Source organism: Bradyrhizobium zhengyangense (assembly GCF_022012555.1).
GTDB classification, from domain to species: Bacteria; Pseudomonadota; Alphaproteobacteria; order Rhizobiales; family Xanthobacteraceae; genus Bradyrhizobium; species Bradyrhizobium zhengyangense.
The window spans coordinates 218,525-240,218 of sequence record NZ_JAKLTZ010000008.1 but is presented as its reverse complement, the minus strand read 5'-3'; the positions used below and the strand labels follow the sequence as shown (position 1 = coordinate 240,218).

At 63.3% G+C, this 21,694-nt stretch carries 19 protein-coding genes; 16 read left to right on the top strand and 3 right to left on the bottom strand.

Annotation, left to right across the window (positions count from 1 at the left end; genetic code table 11):
• Window positions 1–17: 17 nt before the first annotated feature.
• Window positions 18–2,312: an FdhF/YdeP family oxidoreductase gene (locus L6639_RS28140; RefSeq protein WP_237864931.1), complete on the bottom strand. Its 2,295-nt coding sequence runs from the start codon at window positions 2,310–2,312 to the stop codon at window positions 18–20.
• Between the two features lie 398 nt (window positions 2,313–2,710).
• On the opposite strand from L6639_RS28140, the gene fdhD reads away from it, so the two are divergent.
• From fdhD to L6639_RS28065, 14 genes are all read left to right on the top strand, one after another.
• Window positions 2,711–3,550, top strand: coding sequence for a formate dehydrogenase accessory sulfurtransferase FdhD (gene fdhD / locus L6639_RS28135; RefSeq protein ID WP_237864865.1), 840 nt, complete (start codon window positions 2,711–2,713; stop codon window positions 3,548–3,550).
• Window positions 3,551–3,663: 113 nt separating this feature from the next.
• Window positions 3,664–4,044: a hypothetical protein gene (locus L6639_RS28130; protein ID WP_237864864.1), complete on the top strand. Its 381-nt coding sequence runs from the start codon at window positions 3,664–3,666 to the stop codon at window positions 4,042–4,044.
• 133 nt (window positions 4,045–4,177) lie between these two features.
• Complete coding sequence (locus tag L6639_RS28125; protein WP_237864863.1) at window positions 4,178–4,975, top strand: Crp/Fnr family transcriptional regulator; 798 nt, start codon at window positions 4,178–4,180, stop codon at window positions 4,973–4,975.
• Window positions 4,976–5,032: 57 nt separating this feature from the next.
• Window positions 5,033–5,752, top strand: coding sequence for a DUF4396 domain-containing protein (locus tag L6639_RS28120; RefSeq protein ID WP_237864862.1), 720 nt, complete (start codon window positions 5,033–5,035; stop codon window positions 5,750–5,752).
• A 93-nt stretch (window positions 5,753–5,845) separates the two neighbouring features.
• Window positions 5,846–7,621 (top strand): thiamine pyrophosphate-requiring protein, encoded by a 1,776-nt coding sequence (locus tag L6639_RS28115; protein WP_128962261.1) that lies wholly within the window; start codon window positions 5,846–5,848, stop codon window positions 7,619–7,621.
• Window positions 7,618–8,733 carry an enolase C-terminal domain-like protein gene (locus L6639_RS28110; protein WP_237864861.1) on the top strand — a complete coding sequence of 372 codons (1,116 nt, stop codon included), beginning with the start codon at window positions 7,618–7,620 and terminating at the stop codon, window positions 8,731–8,733. The genes L6639_RS28115 and L6639_RS28110 overlap by 4 nt, the downstream gene beginning before the upstream one ends.
• Window positions 8,730–9,713 carry a hypothetical protein gene (locus tag L6639_RS28105; RefSeq protein WP_237864860.1) on the top strand — a complete coding sequence of 328 codons (984 nt, stop codon included), beginning with the start codon at window positions 8,730–8,732 and terminating at the stop codon, window positions 9,711–9,713. The genes L6639_RS28110 and L6639_RS28105 overlap by 4 nt, the downstream gene beginning before the upstream one ends.
• Window positions 9,706–10,365 carry a gluconate 2-dehydrogenase subunit 3 family protein gene (locus tag L6639_RS28100; protein ID WP_128962258.1) on the top strand — a complete coding sequence of 220 codons (660 nt, stop codon included), beginning with the start codon at window positions 9,706–9,708 and terminating at the stop codon, window positions 10,363–10,365. Before L6639_RS28105 ends, L6639_RS28100 begins: the two co-directional genes overlap by 8 nt.
• Window positions 10,355–12,043: a GMC family oxidoreductase gene (locus L6639_RS28095; RefSeq protein ID WP_128962257.1), complete on the top strand. Its 1,689-nt coding sequence runs from the start codon at window positions 10,355–10,357 to the stop codon at window positions 12,041–12,043. Before L6639_RS28100 ends, L6639_RS28095 begins: the two co-directional genes overlap by 11 nt.
• Window positions 12,021–12,464, top strand: coding sequence for a PPC domain-containing DNA-binding protein (locus L6639_RS28090; RefSeq protein WP_128962256.1), 444 nt, complete (start codon window positions 12,021–12,023; stop codon window positions 12,462–12,464). Before L6639_RS28095 ends, L6639_RS28090 begins: the two co-directional genes overlap by 23 nt.
• A 1-nt stretch (window position 12,465) precedes the next feature.
• Window positions 12,466–13,509, top strand: a complete 1,044-nt coding sequence (locus L6639_RS28085; RefSeq protein WP_128962255.1) for an SDR family oxidoreductase — start codon at window positions 12,466–12,468, stop codon at window positions 13,507–13,509.
• A gap of 140 nt (window positions 13,510–13,649) precedes the next feature.
• Entirely contained in the window at window positions 13,650–14,183 is a 534-nt protein-coding gene (locus L6639_RS28080; RefSeq protein ID WP_128962254.1) for a DUF4142 domain-containing protein, read from the top strand.
• Between the two features lie 403 nt (window positions 14,184–14,586).
• Window positions 14,587–15,453: a hypothetical protein gene (locus L6639_RS28075; protein WP_237864859.1), complete on the top strand. Its 867-nt coding sequence runs from the start codon at window positions 14,587–14,589 to the stop codon at window positions 15,451–15,453.
• A gap of 1,042 nt (window positions 15,454–16,495) precedes the next feature.
• Window positions 16,496–17,350, top strand: coding sequence for a formate/nitrite transporter family protein (locus L6639_RS28065; protein WP_237864857.1), 855 nt, complete (start codon window positions 16,496–16,498; stop codon window positions 17,348–17,350).
• Between the two features lie 1,514 nt (window positions 17,351–18,864).
• Here L6639_RS28065 and L6639_RS28060 read toward each other — a convergent pair.
• The gene (locus L6639_RS28060) at window positions 18,865–19,203 is read right to left on the bottom strand and encodes a hypothetical protein (RefSeq protein ID WP_237864856.1); all 339 of its coding nucleotides are present in this window, start codon (window positions 19,201–19,203) and stop codon (window positions 18,865–18,867) included.
• Between the two features lie 398 nt (window positions 19,204–19,601).
• Between L6639_RS28060 and L6639_RS28055 the strand changes: the two genes are divergently transcribed.
• Complete coding sequence (locus tag L6639_RS28055; RefSeq protein WP_237864855.1) at window positions 19,602–19,796, top strand: hypothetical protein; 195 nt, start codon at window positions 19,602–19,604, stop codon at window positions 19,794–19,796.
• 214 nt (window positions 19,797–20,010) lie between these two features.
• Here L6639_RS28055 and L6639_RS28050 read toward each other — a convergent pair whose 3' ends face one another.
• Entirely contained in the window at window positions 20,011–20,196 is a 186-nt protein-coding gene (locus tag L6639_RS28050; RefSeq protein ID WP_128962250.1) for a hypothetical protein, read from the bottom strand.
• 662 nt (window positions 20,197–20,858) lie between these two features.
• On the opposite strand from L6639_RS28050, the gene L6639_RS28045 reads away from it, so the two are divergent.
• The gene (locus L6639_RS28045) at window positions 20,859–21,068 is read left to right on the top strand and encodes a cold-shock protein (protein WP_128962248.1); all 210 of its coding nucleotides are present in this window, start codon (window positions 20,859–20,861) and stop codon (window positions 21,066–21,068) included.
• The last annotated feature ends 626 nt before the right edge of the window (window positions 21,069–21,694 follow it).

The window sequence follows — 21,694 nt, the reverse complement described above, 5'->3', positions numbered from 1 at the left end:
CTGCCGTAGCCGTGCCGTCACGCGCGAATGCGAACCGGGACCGATTTTGCCGCCGGCGTCTTGGAGTGCTTGTCGTGGTGCGACAGCGGGATTAGCGGATTCATTTCCGGGTAGTAGGCGCCGACGCAGCCGTCCGGCAGCTTGAACGGGGTCACCTTGAGCGGTCCCACTTCGCGCGCGACGCCGTCCTCGGCGTCGCTGACCAGCGAGACCATCTGGCCGTCCTGCAGGCCGGCGCGCGCGATCTCGTCCGGATTCATCAGCAGCACGTCCCGCGTACCCTCGATGCCGCGCAGGCGGTCGCTGTAGCCGTAGATGGTCGTGTTGAACTGGTCGTTGCTGCGCATGGTCAGCAGCCGGTAGCGGCCGGGCGCATCGGAAAAGCCGGTCGAGGTCAGCGTGTCCGGCACGGTGAACTCGGCCTTGCCGCTTTCGGTCTTCCAGATCCGTTCGCGGGCCGAGTTGCCGCGGTAGAAGCCGCCCGGCGTGAACATCCGCGCGTTGAAATCGTGGAATTCGTCCGGATAGGTTTCGGCGATCTCGTTGCGGATCAGGTCGTAATTGCCGACCCACGCATCCCAGGTCAGCTTCGGGTAGGGCCGCAGCGTCGCCTTGGCAAGACCCGCCACGATCGCGACCTCGGATCTGAGATGCTCGCTCGCCGGTTTGCGCAGCCCGATCGAGCCCTGGATGCAGCTGAACGTGTCCTCCATGGTGACGGCCTGCTGCCCGCTCGCCTGGACGTCTTCCTCGGTGCGGCCGAGGCAAGGCAGCAGATAGGCGGCCTTGCCATGGATCAGGTGGCTGCGGTTGAGCTTGGTCGCGATCTGCACCGTCAGCTCGAGGTCGCGCCAGGCCTGCTCCATCTTGGCGCGTTCGGGAATCGCACGCACGAAGTTGCCGCCCAATCCGACGAAGGCCTTGACCTTGCCGGCGAGCACACCCTCGCAGGTCTCCACCGTGTTCATGCCCTTGTCGCGCGGCGGCTCGAACCCGAACTGCTTGGCGTATTTGTCGAGCGGAACCAGTTCGGGCTTTTCCGAGATGCCGACCGTGCGCTGGCCCTGCACGTTCGAATGCCCGCGCACCGGCGAGATCCCGGTGCCGTCGCGGCCGATATTGCCTTTCAGCAGCAGCATGTTGACCAGCATGGCGACGTTCTGGAAGCCGTGCACGTGCTGGGTCAGCCCCATGCCGTAGATCCCGATGACGCGGTCGGCCTCGACATAGACCTGGGCGGCACCTTCGATGACCTCCCGGCTGAGACCGGAGGCAGTTTCGATCTCGCTCCACGGAGTTGCCCGGACCTTGGCCTCGAACGCCTCGAAGCCCTGGGTGTGCTGTTCGACGAAGGGCGCATCGATGACGCGTTTTCCCTGCTGTTTGGCCGCATCGTCGGCGGCGAAGACGTGCTTGCAGATGCCGACGATGACCGCGATATCGCCGCCGACTTTCACCTGGTGATACTGGCTGCTGATCTGGGTGCTGTGACCCGTCAGCATTTCGGTCGGGCTTTGCGGATTGACGAAGAACTCCAGGCCCTTCTCGCGAACCGGATTGAAGGTGATGATCTGCACCCCGCGCTTGGCCGCGTCCTGCAGCGGATGCAGGAAGCGCGGGCTGTTCGATCCGGTGTTCTGGCCGAAGAAGAACATCGCATCGCAATTGCTCAGGTCGTCGAACACGACGGTCCCGACCCCGGCGCCGATCAGCTTCTTGAGCGCGACCGACGTCGTCTCGTGGCACATGTTCGAACTGTCCGGCAGGTTGTTGTTGCCGTAGACGCGCGCGAACAGGGCGTAGAGATAGGATGTCTCCAGGCTGGCGCGGCCCGACGAGTAGAACACCACCGACTTGGGATCGAGCGCCTTCAATTGCGTCCCGATCGTCTGAGAGGCTTCCTCCCAGGAGCAGGCGACGTATTTGTCGGTCGCGCTGTCGTAGCGCAGCGGATGCGTCAGCCGGCCCTGCTGCTCGAGGTCGTAATCGCTCCAGGCGAGCAGGTCGCTCACCGTGTGTTCGGCAAAGAAGTCCGGCGTGCAGCGGCGCGAGGTCAATTCCCAGAGCGTCGCCTTGGCGCCATTCTCGCAGAATTCGAATGCGTGATAGTCCGCCGGCTTGGCCCAGGAGCAGGACACGCACATGAAGCCCTTCGGCTTGTTCTGCCGGCGAAGCGTATCCAGTGCGGTCGGCGAATCCCATTCCTTGCCGAAGATCCGCGCGATTCCCTTGAGAGACCCCCAGCCGCCAGCCGGGCCGTCATATTCGACCGTTTCCGTTGCGTCGTTACCAGCTTCGTTGGATTGCACCATGGTCATGCTTCTCGTCGGGAAGTCGTCAGCCGCTTCGCCAACGTATGTTGATGGCTGCGGTTCCTCGGCATGAACTTTCGCTGGCGAGGCCGCGCGAGGACAAAATCCTCAATGCGGTCATAGAGATCGTTCGGATCAAGGGAAATTCGTCGGCGTGCCGGAACGAAAGTTTGCGCGCTGCCGTACGTTGATACGCGCCTGCAGCCGGCGGGCTGCGCCGATCATTCGTTCAGATGGCGCGAGCAGGGGAACCGCACGGAACCTGTGCCGCGCGGCAACGTTCTTCATGCGTGTCAGCGCGTCGCTGTCAAGCGACGTGAGCGGCTGCTCGATACAGATGAGCTTTGCCTGACACGGAAATGGGCCGGCGCACCGAGACGCCAGTGTTGGAGCGCGCCATGGACGATCGCTGTAGCCTCGACAAGCCCGAGCTGGTGTGGCGCGGGCGCGAGCCTGTGGCGTCGTCGCGCAGCGTCGCCGAGGAGCGGCCGGTCGCCCTCACGTTCAACGGATCGACTTACGCGGTGATGATGGCCTCGCCCGCCGATCTCCTGGATTTCGGCATCGGCTTCTGCCTGAACGAAGGCCTGGTGGAGACGGCGCGCGACATCCTCAGCATCGAAACCGTCGACCTCGCGCTCGGTTGCGAGGTGCGGATCTGGCTCGCGGAGGCCCATGCCGAACGTCTCGCCAAAAGGCGGCGCGCGATGGCGGGGCCGGTCGGTTGCGGCCTGTGCGGGATCGAAAGTCTCGAGCAGGCCTGCCCGCCGCCGGCGCGCGTTGCAGCCCCCGCCAAATTCCGTCCCGGTGATATTCTGAGGGCAATGGGCGCGTTGCGGCCGCTGCAGCGGCATCACCAGGCGACGGGTGCGATGCATGCCGCGGCGTTTTGGGACGGCAACGCAATCCGTATGGTGAGAGAAGATGTCGGGCGTCACAACGCGCTGGACAAGCTCGCCGGCGCGATCGCACGAGCCGGGCTGACGACCTCGCGCGGTGCCGTCCTGATGACCAGCCGGGTCTCCGTCGAACTGGTGCAGAAGGCCGCGCGCATTGGCGTGCCTCTTCTCGTTGCGGTATCGGCACCGACGTCGCTGGCGATCGAGACCGCCGAGCGCGCCGGCCTCACCTTGATCGGGATCGCGCGCGACGATGGCTACGAGATATTCAGCCACGCCGACCGCTTGAAGTTCGAAGCAACGGAGCCTAAGGCCGAGCTCGAACGGCTTGCCCGCTGAACACCATTCGTTCGGTCTCGTACCGACTTCGCGGCTCGACCGATCTCGCAAGCGGAACGACCGAGGCGCATCGGCGCTATTGCTGGCATCCCATCCACAACAAGGAGACAGCGATGAAAACGACGCTTCTGGCGACCTTCCTGCTCGCCGCAGCCGTATCCAGCCCGGTGCTTGCTCAAACGTCCACCAACTCGACGAATGTTTCGCAATCCACCGCGAGTTCGAACCAGAACCAGGCGATCGAGAAGATCCAGGACGACTTGAAGAAGGCCGGCTTCACCGACATCAAAGTCGTCGCCGAGTCCTTTGTCGTGCAAGCCAAGACCAAGGACGGCAATCCCATGGTCATGACCATCGGCCCTCACGGCATGTCTGTGTTCGAAGCGATGAACACGACCACGACGGGGTCAGGCTCCGCTAATACCCACAGCACGACCGGCCCCAGCACCTCGAACAACGGCAATACCTCGAGCAGCGGTACGGCTTCGAAATAGAGCCGGCGCGCCGGGCGCAGGTCGCGGCGTTGTGAGGGCCGCCTTGGCGGCCCGAGGGAACCCGCCCCAGGTGGCTGCGTACTCTCCTTAGTCCCTCGTGGCGAACCGTCGCGGGGACCGGGGAGCAGCGACGATGCAGGACGGTCAGGCGGCAAGTTTGCTTTCAGGGTCGACCGAGGCCCTGGAAGTCAGGCCGCGTGCCGCCCAGAACCGGCTGCTGAGGTGCATCCCGGATGGCGAATTGACATTGCTTCGTTCGATCGCGACCGAGGTTGAGCTGAAGCCGCGTCAGGTCCTGCATCACTGGCGATTGCCGATGGACCACGTCTACTTCGTGGAGCGAGGCTTGATATCCGTGTCCGTGAAGGTTGAAGCCAATCGGTTCGTCGAAGCCTGGCTGGTCGGCTCCGAAGGCATGATCGGCGCGCCCTGCGTTTTGGCGCCGGAGGATCCGACGCCGCACCGGCGCATCGTGCAGGTCGCCGGAACGGCGCTGCGCATTCCGGCGCAGACATTCGTTGCGGCGCTCGACGACCTCACCGTGCTCCGCAGCGTGATCCTGCGCTACGTCAACCTCGTCCTGTTCCAGACCTCGCAGATCGGCGCCTGCAACGCGCTGCATTCGGTGAAGCAGCGGCTCGGCCGCTGGCTCCTCGTCGCGGCGGCGGCGATGGACTCGGACGATCTGCCGATCACGCATGCGGTGCTGGCGCAGCTCCTTGGGATACGCCGGGCCAGCGTCAGCGAGTGTCTCGAGACGTTCGAGCAGGCCGGGATTATCCGCAACACCCGCGCAGCGATCCGCCTGACGAACCGGAGTGGCCTCCAGCATGTCGCGTGCTCGTGCTCCGGACTGATCCAGCGCGATTACGACCGGCAAATCGGCCGGTTGATCACGACCTCCAGCCCCGAACACCCGGATGAAAGCTGAACCCGCGGGACGCTGAAAAGAAACGGCCAGCGCGCCCTCCCAACAAGAAAGAAGACCATGATCCCCGACTGGCTTCATGTCGTGTCGCAGGCCTGCCTTCTCGCTGGGATCGCGTGCGCGATCGTCATCGCGATCGACCTCGCGCGCCATCGCCAGCGCATGTGGATCATGAACGTGGTCTGGCCGGTGAACGCTCTGTTCGGTACCGTACTGACCTTGTGGTTGTACTATCGCTTTGGGCGGCTCGCATCGCGCGACGCCGACGATAAGATGCACGGCGACAAAGGTCGCCAGACGCCGTTTCCGATCATGGTCGCCAAAGGTGCTATGCATTGCGGGGCCGGTTGCTCGGTGGGAGATCTCATTGCCGAAGGCCTTGCGCTGGTGTTTCCGGTCATCGCGATCTGGGCGGGATGGAAGAGCCTGTTTACGGAGAAGATCTTCGCGATCTGGGTGGTGGATTTCGTGTTCGCTTTCGTGATCGGCGTCGCCTTCCAGTACTTCACGATCAAGCCGATGCGAGACCTCTCGCCGGGTGAAGGAATCGTTCAGGCGGTGAAGGCCGACGCGCTGTCCCTCACGGCCTGGCAAGTCGGTATGTACGGCTTCATGGCCGTCGCGCAGTTCGCGATCTTCCGGCACGCTTTCGGCGCGAAGCTCGAGCCCGTCATGCCCGAGTTCTGGTTCATGATGCAGATTGCGATGCTCGCAGGATTTGCCACGAGCTATCCCGTGAACTGGTGGCTCATCGCGACCGGCGTCAAGGAGCGCATGTAGCGGCGCGCTGCAGCTTAAAACGCGTTCACGTTGCAACGTTCATCGTCACGCGACGTTTAAAGCGCGTAGGTCGGCTGATCTGGAGCACATGTCATGAATGTCAGCGAGTTCGTATGGCATCGCCTGTCCGAGTGGGGCTTGAACCGCGTCTATGGTTATCCCGGTGACGGCGTGGGCGGGCTCGATGTCGCGCTCGAGCGGGCCGGCGACAAGATGGAATATGTCCAGGTCAGGCACGAGGAAATGGCAGCGTTCATGGCCTCGGCGCATGCCAAGTTCACCGGCCAGGTCGGCCTCTGCTACGCGACTTCAGGGCCTGGCGCGATCCACCTCCTGAACGGGCTCTATGATGCGAAGATGGATCATGTCCCCGTGGTGGCGCTGGTCGGCCAGCAGGCCCGCAGCGGCCTTGGGGCCAGCTATCAGCAGGAAGTCGACCTGCAGTCGCTGTTCACCGACGTGACCGAATATGTCGCGCTGGCGAGCGTGCCGGAGCAGGTGCGCCATCTGATCGATCGCGCAGTCCGCATCGCGCACGTCAAGCGCGCTGTCACCTGCGTGATCCTGCCCAACGATCTGCAGGAACTCGACTACAAGGACCCGCCGATGGCGCATGGCGCGACGCACACCGGCATCGGCTACGCCGGGCCGGCGAAGCTGCCCGACGAAAGCCTGCTTCGCGCCGCCGCCGACGTGCTCAACGGCGGCGAGAAGGTCGCCATGCTGGTCGGAGCGGGCGCATTGGATGCCACCGACGAGGTCTTGGCGGTCGCCGAGCGCCTGCAGGCCGGCGTCGCCAAGGCGCTGCTCGGCAAGGCGGCGCTGCCCGACGACCTGCCCTTCGTCACCGGCTCGATCGGCCTGCTCGGCACCAAGCCAAGCTGGGACTTGATGAAGAACTGCGACACGTTCCTGATGGTCGGATCATCGTTTCCCTACAGCGAATTCCTGCCGAAGCCCGGGGATGCGCGCGGCGTGCAGATCGACATCGACGGCAGCCGGCTGAGCCTTCGCTATCCGATGGAAGTCAACATGGTCGGCGACAGCGCGACCACGTTGCGCGCCTTGCTGCCGCTGCTCAGCCAGAAGAAGGAGTCCGCGTGGCGGCGTGGCATCGAAAGCGGCCTGAAGGACTGGTGGCAGACGCTGGAGGCGCGCGCGATGACCTCGGCCGAGCCGCTCAATCCGCAGCGCGTGTTTTGGGAGCTGTCGCCGCGGCTGCCGGACAACGCGATCATCACGGCGGATTCGGGATCCGTCGCGAATTGGTACGCACGCGATCTGAAGATGCGGCGCGGCATGAAGGCCTCGTTGTCGGGCGGGCTGGCCTCGCTCGGCGCGGGCACGCCCTATGCGGTTGCCGGCAAGATGGCCTACCCGGACCGCACCGTGATCGCCTGCATGGGCGACGGCGCCATGCAGATGAACGGCCTCAACGTGATGATCACGATCTCCAAATATTGGCGGAAGTGGTCGAACCCGCGCCTGATCGTGCTCGTGCTCAACAATCGCGATCTCAACCAGGTCACCTGGGAGGAGCGGGTCCAGCTCGGCGTCGGCAAGACCGAATCCACCCAGAGCATTCCCGACTTTCCCTACCACCGCTATGCCGAGTTGATCGGGCTGAAGGGTATCTTCGTCGATCATCCGGATCGCGTCGGCGCGGCGTGGGACGAGGCGCTGGCGGCGGACCGGCCTGTGATCCTGGAGGCCTACACCGATCCCAACGTGCCGCCCTTGCCGCCGCACATCACGCTCAAGGACGCCAAGAACTTCGTCAGCATGATTCCCTCCGAGCCTGAACTCGGCAGTGTCCTCAAGAACAGTGCCAAGGAGCTGCTGGCGAACGTCCTGCCCGGAAAGGAATGATCGTGTTGTCCGGCGCTCGCATCGACGGCGTCCGTGCCATGGCCTTCAGGATTCCGACCGACAGGCCTGAAGCGGATGGGACCATCAGCTGGGATTCGACGACGCTCGTCCTCGTCGAGGTGTCCGGCGGCGGTCGGATCGGCTTGGGCTACACCTACGCGAGCGCATCGCTGGTCGGTCTGATCAAGGGCAAGCTCGCCTCCGTCGTGACCGGCCTCGACGCCCTGCATCCGCCGGCCGTCTACGCGGCGATGATGGGTTCGGTCCGCAATCTCGGCCAGAAGGGGCTCGCGGCGACGGCAATCTCGGCGCTCGACAGCGCGATCCACGATCTGAAGGCCCGCCTGCTTCATCTGCCGTTGTTCGTGCTGCTGGGCGGCCTGCGCGATTCGGTGCCCATCTATGGAAGCGGCGGCTTCACCTCCTATTCCAACGAGGAGCTTTGCCAGCAACTGGCCGGATGGGTCGCGCGCGATGGCTGCGCCTTCGTCAAGATGAAGGTCGGATCGAATCCTGCGGAAGATCCGGAACGCGTCCGCCTCGCCCGCGCCGCGATCGGCCAACGCGCGGCCTTGTTCGTCGACGCCAACGGCGCCTATGGCGTACGGCAGGCGCTGCAGCAAGCATCTCTGTTCGCCGAGCAGGAGGTTGCCTGGTTCGAAGAACCGGTCTCTTCCGACGACCTCGCCGGGCTTCATGACGTTCGCCGACGCGCGCCGGTTGGAATGGACATTGCGGCCGGCGAGTATTCCTACACGATCGACGATGTGCGGGGCATGTTGCAGGCCAGGGCCGTCGATGTGCAGCAGGCCGACGTGACCCGCTGCGGCGGCATCACCGCGTTCCTGCGGATCGCGGCGCTGTGCGAGGCGTTTCACGTCGACCTGTCTGGACACTGTGCGCCGGCGCTGCATCTTCACGTCGCCTGCGCCGCGGCGCGCCTGCGCCATCTCGAATGGTTTCACGATCACGTCCGCATCGAACACATGCTGTTCGATGGTGCACCGGTGCCGGCCGCCGGCCGCATCCGCCCCGATCCGTCGCGGCCTGGAAACGGCCTGACCTTTAAACACAAGGATGCGGCGCGCTATGCGGTGTCGGAGGCGGCATGACCGAGTTCGATACCGATCGCGGATCCCTCAACGCGGGCCTGGCTATCGCGGGTCTGTTAGCCGGCTCGGTGTTGCTGCTCGCGGCCGGCCGCGCGCCTGCAAACGGACATCGGAACGGACGCGCCGCAGCGCTGCCTCCGCGGCGCAGCTCGCGGAAACGCCCGACCGTCGTTGCCGCGCGGCGCCTGAACCGTGCGGCCGGCGTTCTCGCCGCTTCGGTGCTCGCCGACAGCAGTGTCGAGCACTACCGGGGCTCGTTCAAGAACAAGGCGATGTACACGCCGCTGATCGTCTCGGCATCGACTCTCGCCACCAGCCTGCACGGCACCGCCGACGCGCGACCGGCCGCCCATTGGTTCAGGGATGCGACCTACTTGACGGCCGCGGTGACCGGCCTGATCGGGACCGGCTTCCACATCTACAACGTCGGCAAGAAGGTGGGCGGGTTCAGCTGGCAGAATTTCTTCTACGGCGCGCCGATTGGCGCGCCCATGGCGATTCTGCTGTCCGGCCTGCTCGGCTTCTGCTCGGAGCGCGTGCGCGAGAGCAGGAAAGGGACGCGGCCCGAGATTTTCCAATTGCCGGCCGGACGAACCATGGCAGCGGTGATTGGCGCGGGCCTGCTCGGCACCAGCGGCGAGGCGGGCCTGCTGCATTTCCGCGGCGCCTTCCACAACCCGTTCATGCTGCTGCCGGTGACGCTGCCGCCGCTGGGTGCGGCGCTGCTCGGCCGGGCTGCGCTAGCCGGTCCAGGGCAGCAGCATCGCGCGACGCGCTGGTGGATGCGCGTGCTGGCGGCGATGGGATTTGCCGGCGTTGGATTGCATGCCTACGGCGTGTCTCGCAACATGGGCGGCTGGCGCAACTGGAGCCAGAACATCCTAAACGGGCCGCCGCTTCCGGCGCCACCGAGCTTCGCCGGCCTCGCGCTCGCCGGCCTTGCTGCGCTCGAACTCATGGAGGACCATCCCGATGCATGATCGCGGCCGCCCCGAACCTCGTTATCCCGGCTACGATGTGCTGACCAAGCGTCAGGGACCGTCCTGGAATGAGCAGACCCGCCGCGTCGTGTCGCAGCGCCTTGCCGTGCCTGCAGAACCGAGATTCTTCACGCCGGACGAATTTCGCACCGTCGCTTCTGTGGCCGCGCGGATCGTTCCGCAGCCCGACGGGCGTCCGCCCGTTCCGGTCGCGGCGCTGATCGACGAGAAGCTGTTTCGTGGCGCCTCGGACGGTTATCGGCCGGAGGGCATGCCGCGCGAGCGCGAGGCGTGGCGGCAGGGATTGCAGGCGCTTGATGCGGAGGCGAAGGCGGCCTATGGCGCGGCGTTCCACGCCATCGGCGCAGCACGGCAGGATGGTCTCCTGGCCCGCATGCAGAGCGGCGACATGACTTCCCCGGCCTGGGGCCGCATGTCGCCTCAAGACTTCTTCAAGCGGCGCATGGCGCGCGACGTCGTGCTGGCCTATTACGCGCATCCGACCGCCTGGAGCGAGATCGGCTGGGGCGGGCCGGCAAGCCCGCGCGGCTATGTGCGCCTCGATTTCGATGAGCGCGATCCCTGGGAGGCGGCGGAAGCCGGAAGCGGCGATGCCGTGGAGGTGCGCCGGATCAATCGCCATGTCGGATAATCCGCAGCACACCCCGCGGGCGCGGCGCGGACGGGCGCCGGACGTGTTCCGGCCCGGCGGCTGGGTGCCGATGCGCGAGTATGGGGAAGACGAGACGGTCGATTTTGCCATCGTCGGGACCGGGGCAGGCGGCGGCACGCTCGCCTGCAAGCTGGCGGAATACGGCTTCTCCGTCGTCGCGTTCGACGCTGGCCCGTATTTCCGCCCGCTGGAGGATTTCGCGTCCGACGAGTCCGAGCAGACCAAACTGTACTGGACCGACGACCGCATCGTCGACGGCGCCAATCCGCTCCAGCTCGGCAGCAACAACAGCGGCAAGGCGGTCGGCGGCTCGACCGTCCATTTCGCGATGGTGTCGTTGCGCTTTCGCCCCGAATGGTTCAAGTCGCGCAGCCTGCTCGGCTATGGTGCGGACTGGCCGCTCGACTGGCGCGAGATGTGGAACTATTACCGCGAGGTCGAGCAGGCGCTGAAGATCGCCGGGCCCGTCAACTATCCCTGGGGCCCGCCGCGGCCGCGCTATCCCTATCGTGCGCATCCGCTGAACGCCGCGGCGCGCGTGCTCGCCAAGGGCTGCGAGGCGCTGGGCATCGGCTGGACGGAAACGCCGCTGGCTACGCTGTCGGCGCCGCGCGGGCTGGCTCATCCTTGCGTCTATCGCGGCTTCTGCGTCGCCGGCTGCTCGACCAACGCCAAGCAGAGCGCGCTGGTGACATGGATCCCGCGCGCACTGGCGGCCGGCGCCGAGATCCGCGATCTCGCGATGGTCGGCCGGGTCGAGGTCGATGCGGCCGGGCGCGCGACCGGCGTGCACTTCCATCGTGATGGCACCTGGCATTTCCAGCGGGCGCGGCATGTCGTCGTCGCGGGCTACGCGATCGAGACGCCGCGGCTGCTGCTGAATTCGACCAACGGACAATTCCCGGACGGTCTCGCCAACAGCTCCGGCCTGGTCGGCGAGAATTTGATGGCGCAGTCGAACCAGGCCGTCTGGGGCCTGATGGACCAGGAGATCCGATCTTACAAGGGGCCGCCCTCGCTCGCGATCACCGAGCACTGGAACTACGAGGACAAGGGCAAGGACTTCTTCGGCGGCTACAGCTACATGAGCCAGGGTCCGCTGCCCCAGCTCTGGGCCAACACGCAGATGGCCGCGCGCGGCCTCTGGGGTGCGCGTTTGATGTCCGACATGCAGAACTACAACCATGTCGCGGGGCTGAAGATCGTCGGCGAAATGCTGCCGCAGGAGAACAACCGGGTCACGCTCGCCGATGAGGTCGATCAATTCGGGCTGAGGATTCCGAGGGTCACCTATTCCTGGTGCGACAATGACAAGCGCCTGATCGCTCATGCTTTGAAGTTCATGACGCAGGCTCTGCAGGCGGCCGATGCACGCGACATCTGGACCCAGGAAGACGACACCTGCCATCTCAACGGAACGGCGCGGATGGGCAGCGATCCCGCGCGCAGCGTCGTGAACGCGGATTGCCGGAGCTGGGATATCCCCAACCTCTGGATCTGCGACGGTTCGGTGTTCCCAACCGTCGGCGGCGCCAACCCGTCACTGACGATCCAGGCCATCGCCTGCCGGACCGCAGATCGCATCCGGGATCTGGCCGGACGGGGAGAGTTGGATCAACCTGCAAGGAGACGCTATGCAGCACAAACTGCTCAATGACGGGCATAGTCAACGCACATTCGCGGTGGTGCTGGACACCGGCGATGATGTGCTGAAATCCCTGCAGGGCTTCATCGAAGATCAGCGCATCGCATCCGCGCAGTTCACGGCGATCGGCGCCCTCAGCGATGTGGTGATTAAATATTTCGATTGGGACACGAAGGCCTATCGCGACATCGAGGTTCGCGAGCAGATCGAGGTCGCGTCGCTGGTCGGCGACGTGGCCACCGCACCGTCGGGCAAGCCCGCCCTGCACGCCCACATCGTCGTCGGAAAGCGCGACGGCACGGCCATGGCCGGGCATCTCGGCACGGCCCATGTGCGGCCGACCCTCGAGATCATCCTGACCGAGAGCCCCGCGCATTTGCAGAAGCAGATGGACCCAACCACCGGGCTCGCCCTTATCCGCATGGAGCAGTGACATGAACCGGCTGCGGGTGATGGCGATCACCGGAGCGTCCGCCGGCGTCGGCCGTGCCATCGCGCACCGGTTTGCGCGGGAGGGCTGGCGTATCGGATTGATTGCCCGCGACGTCGGCGCCCTGGAGGCGGTCGCGCGCGAGGTTCGCGAACTCGGCGGTTCGGCCGTCGTCGCGGCCGCGGATGTCGCTGATCCCACGGCTTTGTTCGCTGCGGCCGAAGCGATCGCCAAACCTTTCGGCGGCATCGACGTCTGGGTCAACGATGCCATGGTGACGATGTTTGCGCCGGTCTGGCAGATGACGCCGGAAGAGTTTCGCCGGATCACCGAGGTCACCTATCTCGGCCAGGTTCACGGCACCATGGCCGCGCTGCGCCACATGCGGCCGCATGACCGCGGCCACATCATCCAGATCGGGTCGGCGCTGGCCTATCGCGGCATTCCGCTGCAATCGGCTTACTGCGGCGCGAAGCATGCGATCCGGGGCTTCACCGATGCGGTGCGGACCGAATTGCTGCACGAGGGCAGCGCGATCCGGCTGACGATCATGGAATTGCCCGCGGTCAACACGCCTCAATTCGACTGGGCGCGAACGCGGATGCCGCGGCAGCCGCGCCCGGTCGCGCCGGTCTTCCAGCCCGAGGTGATCGCGCGGGCCGTGTTCGAGGCGGTGCGCCAGCCGCGCCGCGAAGTCTGGATCGGCACCAGTACGCTAAAGGTAATCCTCGGCAACATGCTGCTGCCGGCCTTCCTGGACCGCTATCTGGCCAAGGTGGCCTTCAAGGGGCAGGAAACGGCGCAGCCGGTCGGATCCGATCGCGCCGACAATCTGATGACGCCGGTCGCCTCACTGCATCGGACCCGCGGACGGTTCGGCAAGGAAGCGGGTGATCACGCGGTGGTGACGAGCGGCGGGGTCGCGCGGATCGCGCCGGTGCTGATCGGAGGGTGTGTTGCGCTCGTTGCCGGGATGCTCGCCGCGAGTACGGCGCAAGGGCGCGGTTCGAAGCAAGCCTTCGTGCGGCGAACGGTGCGTGACCGCTAACAAAGGTTAGCTCTGCACGCCGATATAGGAACGCGCCGCGCGGGACCGGTTTGTTGATACGAACAGCCCGCGCGCCCTGTCGGCTTTCGCGACCTCGCGCCCGGACGCTATCCCCGAAGCAACAATCAGGAAGGCGCACCATGCAAACCAAAGTCCGAAATCAGATCTCGAAGGGCGTCGTCGCCGTCGCCGGTGTCTGTCTCATGACGATTGCAGGCGCATCCGCCGCGCCGCAAGGCAAGGCCAGCAAGCACGATCAGCATTTCCTGGTCGAAGCCATCCAGGGCGACCTCTCCGAAGTGAAGGTCGGCCAGCTCGCCCAGCAGAAGGCGCAGAGCGACCAGGCCAAGCAGTTCGGAAAGATGCTCGAGCAAGACCACTCGGACAATCTGAACCAGGCGCAGCAGCTCGCCGACGCGCAGGGCGTTCAGGCGCCGAGCGAGCCGAACAGCGAGCAGAAGGCGATCTACGACAAGCTGAACGGGCTGTCCGGCGCGCAATTCGATGCCGCCTTCGCGCGTAGCATGGTGAAGGACCACGAGGAAGACGTGCGCAAGTTTCAGAGGGAAGCAAAATCGCAGTCACCCGTCGCCGATTTCGCCAAGCGGACGGTTCCGTTGCTGCAAAAGCATTTGGAGACGGCCAAGTCCCTTCAGAAGAGCGCGTCCCGGTAGAGCTGGAAGACGTCGCTGCGATGACGTGAATCGCGATAAAGTTCGGAGATTTTCGTGAGCAGAATTCTCGTTATCGCATGCGCCTGGCTTGCGCTTGCACGGTCGGCGCCAAGGCGCAGCCGGCCGGAGGCGCCCCCAGCGGACGCGGGAGGCCAACGGACTGATCCGACGCTCTTTCGGCGACGACGTCACGGCCGTCGCCAACCTGATGGGCGATCTCGTCGGCTCATCCTTCGTCCGCCCGGAGTGGCGACCTCCAATCTCAATGGGCCGCCGCTCGCGACGCCACTGGCATCGAAATCGCCGGGGATGGCTCAAGTCGTGGTCTCGCAAGTTTCATCGGAGGAACTTACCGCCAAGCTGCGCATTTCTTGGGCATCAATGTCTCAAGGAAGGAAGCTCCATGGCAGAAGGATTCGCACAGACGGCGGCAAAGGAGATCGTCGAACCGTCGGTTGCCGGCGTGTCATGGGCAGCCGTATTGGCGGGTGCCGCGGCTTCGCTCGCCATAACCCTCGTCCTGCTGTCCTTCGGCTTGGGCATGGGCTTCGCGGTCGTGTCGCCGTGGGGCAATTCGGGCGTATCGGCGACGACGTTCAAGATCGGCACAGGCCTCTATTTCATCGTGATGGCGATATTGTCGTCCTCGATCGGCGGCTATCTCGCCGGGCGTCTCCGGACGAAGTGGGTCGGCGTCCACACGACCGAGGTCCTGTTCAGGGACACGGCCCACGGCTTCCTGGCCTGGGCGGTCGCATCCGTCCTCGGAGCGATGCTGTTGGCCTCACCCGCCACTACGCTTCTCGGCAACGCTCTCGACGGCGCCGCTCAGGGCGCGGCGAGCGCCGCGAACTCCGGACCGATGGCCGGTTACGTCGACACGCTGCTCCGTCCCAACGATCCGTCCGCACAGCCACAGGGACAATCTGATCCGCGGCCAGAGATGGTGCGCCTGCTGACTACCGACTTCCGTACCGGAAGCGATGTGAACGCGAACGACAGGGCCTACATCGCCAAAGTAGTGGCCGCGCGCACCGGCCTCAGCCAGGCCGATGCCGAGAAGCGCGTGAACGACGTCGTGACCCAAGCCAAGGCCGACCTCGATGCCGCTCGCAAGGCCGCGATGCAAACGGCCATCTGGCTGACGCTGTCGCTGTTCATCGGTGCATTTTCCGCGACTCTTGCCGCCACGGAAGGCGGCGGACTTCGCGACGGGACATGGGGGAAGAAACGCTCCGCGACCGCTCAATCATCACTGGCAATAAACTGAGGAGATAGAACTATGCCCATTTTGCTTTGGCTCGTCGGCATTCCGATCCCACTCATCATCCTGATTATGCTGCTTCGGTGACGTCACGGCCGTCGCGCGCTTTAGGCGTGCGGCGGCCGCCCTGTCCCCCCTCGGGACCTGCAACACGACGGCCGACGTTCAACACACTCCACGCCAGCGCCTGCGCCGGTCGTGAGCATAGAAGCTCATTGAACTCGGTGGAGATACTTTTGGACTTAATCATCGGACTTAGCCGCTTACGCCCTGAGCCGTTCCTGAAGAGCTCCGGAACGGGTGCGAAACACAGGCGTTGCGCGGCTACTGGCATGGGCGCACGGTTGTGCACATCACAGCCCAGTTCTGGCTACTGGCTGTGATGAGAACGTCGATAGCGCTCTGCCCTCTCGAGCAAGGGAGCAGCGCCATGCTGAAGCGGCGTCGTTTCAAGCAGACGAAATCGTTGGAAGAGCGGCTTGCCGGAGAGGCAAAACGCCTGCGCGAACAAGCCAGATTGCTTCCAGACGGGCCCGCACGCGAGCAAGTCATCCGGAAGGCCCGGCAATGTGAGACTGGCTCGCATATGAGCGGGTGGCTGGAGTCGCCTGGATTAAAGCCGCCCGGTTGAGGCCACTGAACCCAGCAACTGTTGCTCCAAGGGGGCGTTGACCCTCATGCAGAATCGTTCGGTCAGGAGTTCACTCTCATAGAAGCGACCTCTGATACGGGGTCCACAACCGAGATTTGGCTTGCCCTGGCTAAGCCAAATCAGGCTGTGACGCTGGTCCTCGCGGCAGTTCCGGAGGGCTGGACAGCGCAAATACTTCCAGCCGTGCTTTCCGAAAAGCAGCAAAGGATGTTCGAAGAAGTCGAGCTCAAGCCGGGCGAAATCTTTAGGCTCTCGCACGAGTAAGCACACTTCGCCACCGATCACAGCTACTCGACCCAGGATCGAACTTCAGTCCCGGTTGCTTGGCGCGGCGCGGGGCCGCCCCGGCACACGGCTGGCGGCACGGCTATCATCGATAAGAACCGGAAATAAAATATGTCCGACAAGAGAAGACCCCCAGAGAGCGAGCAACAACCGTCGATCACCATGTCCGACGACGACAAGAGATCGGTGGGCGAGATGAGTTCCGGGTCCGCGAAGGTCGTCCACGAGGTAGTACGGCTGCAGGGAGACGAAGAACTCAGCCGACCTCTTCAATCGCTGATACTTTCCGGCTTTGCGGCTGGCGTGGCGATCTCCGCGTCGCTTCTGGTCGAGGCGTCGCTTCACATGCATATGCCGAAAGCCGAGTGGGCCGACCTGGTTGTCTTCCTCGGCTATCCGGTTGGCTTCATCATCGTCATTCTGGGCAAACTTCAGTTGTTCACGGAAAGCACGGTGACGGCGGTCCTGCCGCTCGCAACCCATCCTACTTTTCGCAATCTGCGACGCCTGCTCCGGCTGTGGATTGCGGTATTCGTGGCGAACATGGCTGGCACCATGTTCGTCGCCTTCTTGATCGCGCGATGCATCGTCGTCAGGCCCGATCAGCTTGTCGCAGCCATCGAAGTTTCAACACCGATCATGGCCCACGATTGGCTAACGACGCTACTACTCGCCACACCGGCGGGCTTTCTCATCGCATCGATCGCCTGGACACTGCCGAACGCACGCGGCAGCGAGTTCTGGGTCATCCTGATCGTTACTTACGCGATAGCGCTGGGAGGGTTTAGTCACGTCGTAGCGGGTTCGGCAGAAGCCTGGTTGCTGATGCTAACCGGGCAGGCCACGATCGCCGCAACCTGCGGCTTTATACTTCCGGCTCTCCTCGGCAATCTCATCGGCGGGACCGGCTTGTTCGCTGTCGTGGCGCACGGGCAGGTCCGCAACGAAATCGAAACGGGAACCTGATCCAGATCGCGCCTCGCGCTTCACAGGGCTAAATCTACACATTTTTTGGCGAGCGTGAGGGTAAAAGGAACGAAACATCTGGAGGCAGAATTAGTCGCTGGACGCCGACTTGCGGCGGCGGCAGGCGGCCCCCGGAAACCGTTCAGTATGGAACGCTCCATAGTTGCGGTACTGAAATGAAATAGCCTTCGCAGCCGCAGCCATCTTCTCGGGCTAGAAGCACTCTTGCGATGATCTGGATCAATGCACTTCGGTCAGAGCGTTCGGTGATTGCGCTCTCGGGCCAATCGGCCAACGGGGTGGTGTTGATGAGGGAACCTCGCCACTAAGCGGTTCTTCTCCCAAACCTGAATGTCTTTTCCGTCAATGTACTGACGCGCTTTTTCGATGGCCTCTCGTCAGCACACTTCAGCGGTTGCGGCGGTTGATAGATGTGGCCGTCGGCATCAACAAAGTAGATGAGGTAGGCTGGCATAGCCAAACTCCCGAAGAAGGCGGGAGCGCTACACTCTCAGTCACCGATAGCGGCCTAGGATGGGCGGTGATACGAAAACTGTAACACAATTAGCGAAGTTTGGACGAAATTTGTGCACTCACCTCTTCGGAAACTTTGGCCGCATTCCGCCGCGCTTACCGTAGTTTGACGGATGCGGCCGATGGTTTGGCCGTCTTCGAGGACCGTGAAAATCGTCGGGATCGCCGATTGCGCGGAGGGTGAGCATGGTGATTTACGTCAATGCTGCGCGGAGTTTGACTGCTGTTCGGATACCATCATAGCCTCTCATCGTCGCCCATGGCTGCTGCTTTCGGGGCAGGGCAATTGAAAGTGGTCGGCAGGGTCGCTGGTCATTTTGGGCGGACGCTGGCGGCCCCCCTTGCGCCTATGCCGGGCGGACGGCGGATGAACCCGACGCCCGGCTCTGGCCCGTCCTTGATAGAACAGCGCCATGGCTTAGGTGAAGGGCTGGGGCCGCCCGCTCGATAACCCCATCAAGCTGCGCGGCCATTGCTGGCTGGCGACGACGAGCAAGCGTGCCGACGGCGACGTGACACTGCGACATCTTGCCGTCACCAATTTGGGTAGCAGGCAGTGCGGCGTTTGACCTGTATCAAATGCGGAGGCCTGCGCGCGCCACTAACGTGCTCGGCAGTTGCGCAGGAGTGAAGATCAAGGTCCTCCCTTAAGTAGGACTACCCCGCCCTTCATTCCTTTTCGCCGCTCGCAACGAGACCGGCTCATTTCAGCCGAAAGGTCGCCGACGCCGCTCGTCCGCTAGTTGAAATTGCGATCTCGAACTGAAAACACGGCGCTGCTCAGGGCGCGTAGACCAGCGAGCAGGGTTTAGGCATCCTCTCGGGCTGGAAGCACTCTTGCGATGACTTGGATCAATGCACTTCGGTCAGAGCGTTCGGTGATCGCTCGGCGAGTTTGCGCGTCAGCCAACGGTCAATGTAGTCCTTGAGATCGCCGACGCAGCGGAGGGTCCGTTTGGCCGACGATACTGCCGTCGAACTCAGAGCGGTCGTCCAACAACTTTTACGCGCAGACGATGACAAAAATCTTCGAGCACCGTCTGTAAATTTTCGTGCGCCACGAGCAGATCTTCCGCTTGTTGGCGCTCCGTCGTGCCAAAGCGGTGGCTATTGCGCATGCTTCTGACGCCGCTCACCTTCTCTCGGCCCTCTGCGACTTTCTTCTCGGCAAAGTCAAGATGCTCTAGATCATGCGCGAGCTTATGCAGCTCTGCGACCAATAGCGCGGTGATGTCCCGTCTCTTGTTAGGCGTCAGATCACTGCTGCTCAGAAGGCCAATGAAGTGATCGACGTTGGCTTTGGCAACAAATCGGTGCAATCGGACCCCCTAGTCCAAGCTCCAACTTTAGGCCCCATTTTGCAGCGGCCCCGGACGGCAGGAAATATATTTCTCGCGTATTCTCGTGCGCGTGAAAACAAACGGGCCGTGCGGGTGGGTCAGGGATGCTGCCTACCAAAGAGGCTGTCTTCGCCCCTGCGCAGTCGGCCGCGGCCCCCGCTATGTCCGGCAGTACTACGGCGGGGACGACGGGTACGTGGTCCGCCGAAGCTACGGCTACTATGGCGGCCCGGGCTACTACGATCGTGGCTACGGCTACTATGGCGGTGGCCCGAGCATCGGCTTCAGCTTCGGCACCCGAAGCTGGTGATCTCGAGAAGGGGCCGCTCTCGGAGCGGCCCCTTCGACGTCATCCTCGCTTTCGCGGAGAAGAGAGATTGTCTGCTGTTGCGAAGCTCCTGAACCAGAAGGAGCAGTTGCTCACGCGACTCGACAACGATCCGGGCCTGAACGAGCGCGCCGAAATCCAGGCGTTTCTCGCGAAGATCGAGACGGGGCTGAAGTTGGTGGGCAAACCAGGATTCCGCTGCTGCCGCGGCCGACGAATAGTGCTCGGCGAGCGATTTCCCTGAAGCTTTTCCGAAGGGCATCCTGCCGGGGATGAAGTCGGCCCCAGCTCTGGGGCTAGGGGGCTATGAGCTGGGGCCAGTACGGGGTTCGCCCTGGGGCAGGGGCACTGGAAAAACTTGGCGCTGGCGCCTTCGTTCCTCGGTTCGGAGCGAACATTCGGTTGCCCGAGCAGCTTTCCGTGGCTCAAAGCGTCACCGAATGAAACTTCAAGACGCCTTACTTGCCGATCTTGCCCGCGACCTCTCGCGCTAACCGCTCAGCTCTGAGACGTCTGTGGTTTTCTTGAAACTCTGGATCGGCCTGGCTGTCCGCGATCGTTTGCCGAGCGCCATTCGGGTTTTGGGCCTTTCGGTCCGCCTCGTCGGCGACCTGCTGCTGGGCGGAGCGTTTCCGTTCGGTCAATACTATATCCCTACCCCGTTGGTCGGGGTCGTATCGCCTTGCAAGACGGACGCGACAATTAAAGGAAAGAGTCTCGTGTCACTTCGCGTAACCCTGTGATCGGAGCCACGCGATCCGACGCTCGCCATTTATCCATTCGTCAATTTCGGCTTTGCTCGTGAAGCCGGTGATTTCTCGGGGTTCTGCCCCCGGATACTCGGCAATAATTGTCCAGTCGCCCTCTGAGTTACGGAGTGGTTTGAAGCTCACTTTTACTTTTGCCATGCCGAACTATGCAGGAAAAGGCGCGAAAAGGGAACCTCATGTAAGCATTCAAGCAACTTGCGGCCACGGCCGGCAGTTATTGTTCTGTCGTGCAAATGAGGAGGCGTTTGCATTTCCGAGCATCTCGGGTCGCTCCCGTGATCAGTCATCGGGTTTGACCGGCTCTTAGCTAAGGAACAACTACACCAACCATGATGAGAAGAACCGGCAGCTTCTTCTTGAAGTCTCTCAACTGCTGATGTATGATCTCAACATCGATACTGGCCGAACAACTGTTCCGCTTTCGCCTCAGTTCCTGACGGCGCGCACGTTTCAGACATTCTCCAAACATCGACTAACCGGAACGCTGGCCGCAAGTCCGCGCGCCAGCTCCTGCGCGTATGCGAAAGGAAGACCTGATGAATACAGGTACAGTGAAGTGGTTTAACACCCAAAAAGGCTTCGGCTTTATCCAGCCGGAAAACGGCAGCAACGACGTTTTTGTTCATATCAGCGCGGTCGAACGCGCGGGTATGGGCACTCTGAACGAAGGTCAGACGCTGTCTTACGACGTCGTCGCAGACCGTCGCACCGGCAAGTCTGCTGCCGAAAATCTTCGTGCTGCTTAGTTAAGCGCACGACAGACCTGTCGCTCTAGCCACGGATGTACTGGCTGAGCTTGTGGTCCTGCCCCGCGCCTGAGTCATCAGGGGCGGGGTTTTTGCTTCGCCTTCGAGCGTCTGGAAGCGGGCTTGTCGTGGCTTCTTTTCGATCGTCGGCCCCTGTGATCGCCTGGCTAGTAGACGAACAGATTGAAAAGGTGGGACCACGAGGCGTCTCTGTCTCGGACCTCAATGGGCTAGATCGAATTTCGAAGTGGCTTAATTTGTCTTTCGGGCGCATAACCGTGCATGCTCGAATCTCATAACCGATCCTGTCGGTGCGGCGCCGTCTATAGCCGAACTGAGGCAATAGCCCCCGGTAGGCAGATCGCCAGCTTCGAATGCGCGGTTTGCGGAGCGACCCTGGAATCGTGGAACACTGCTTGTGTGCCCACCTACAGGTTGATTGTCGGCCCCGTTGGGCATTCTCCGTCCGAAGGATGATTCAACGGGCAAATGAACCAACAGCCGGCGATCGCATTGGCCGTTCATGGCAGAGTCATTTGGCAACTCCTTTACAATCGTTGAAGTGAGGTCGGACGATATATCGACGGAGCCGATAGAGCAGCTTTGGATTGCGTTCGCCAAGCCAA

Coding starts and splice junctions, on each gene's coding strand:
- L6639_RS28140 (WP_237864931.1), bottom strand. CDS start 2,312: ATGGTGCAATCCAACGAAGCTGGTAACGACGCAACGGAAACGGTCGAA.
- fdhD (WP_237864865.1), top strand. CDS start 2,711: ATGGACGATCGCTGTAGCCTCGACAAGCCCGAGCTGGTGTGGCGCGGG.
- L6639_RS28130 (WP_237864864.1), top strand. CDS start 3,664: ATGAAAACGACGCTTCTGGCGACCTTCCTGCTCGCCGCAGCCGTATCC.
- L6639_RS28125 (WP_237864863.1), top strand. CDS start 4,178: ATGCAGGACGGTCAGGCGGCAAGTTTGCTTTCAGGGTCGACCGAGGCC.
- L6639_RS28120 (WP_237864862.1), top strand. CDS start 5,033: ATGATCCCCGACTGGCTTCATGTCGTGTCGCAGGCCTGCCTTCTCGCT.
- L6639_RS28115 (WP_128962261.1), top strand. CDS start 5,846: ATGAATGTCAGCGAGTTCGTATGGCATCGCCTGTCCGAGTGGGGCTTG.
- L6639_RS28110 (WP_237864861.1), top strand. CDS start 7,618: ATGATCGTGTTGTCCGGCGCTCGCATCGACGGCGTCCGTGCCATGGCC.
- L6639_RS28105 (WP_237864860.1), top strand. CDS start 8,730: ATGACCGAGTTCGATACCGATCGCGGATCCCTCAACGCGGGCCTGGCT.
- L6639_RS28100 (WP_128962258.1), top strand. CDS start 9,706: ATGCATGATCGCGGCCGCCCCGAACCTCGTTATCCCGGCTACGATGTG.
- L6639_RS28095 (WP_128962257.1), top strand. CDS start 10,355: ATGTCGGATAATCCGCAGCACACCCCGCGGGCGCGGCGCGGACGGGCG.
- L6639_RS28090 (WP_128962256.1), top strand. CDS start 12,021: ATGCAGCACAAACTGCTCAATGACGGGCATAGTCAACGCACATTCGCG.
- L6639_RS28085 (WP_128962255.1), top strand. CDS start 12,466: ATGAACCGGCTGCGGGTGATGGCGATCACCGGAGCGTCCGCCGGCGTC.
- L6639_RS28080 (WP_128962254.1), top strand. CDS start 13,650: ATGCAAACCAAAGTCCGAAATCAGATCTCGAAGGGCGTCGTCGCCGTC.
- L6639_RS28075 (WP_237864859.1), top strand. CDS start 14,587: ATGGCAGAAGGATTCGCACAGACGGCGGCAAAGGAGATCGTCGAACCG.
- L6639_RS28065 (WP_237864857.1), top strand. CDS start 16,496: ATGTCCGACAAGAGAAGACCCCCAGAGAGCGAGCAACAACCGTCGATC.
- L6639_RS28045 (WP_128962248.1), top strand. CDS start 20,859: ATGAATACAGGTACAGTGAAGTGGTTTAACACCCAAAAAGGCTTCGGC.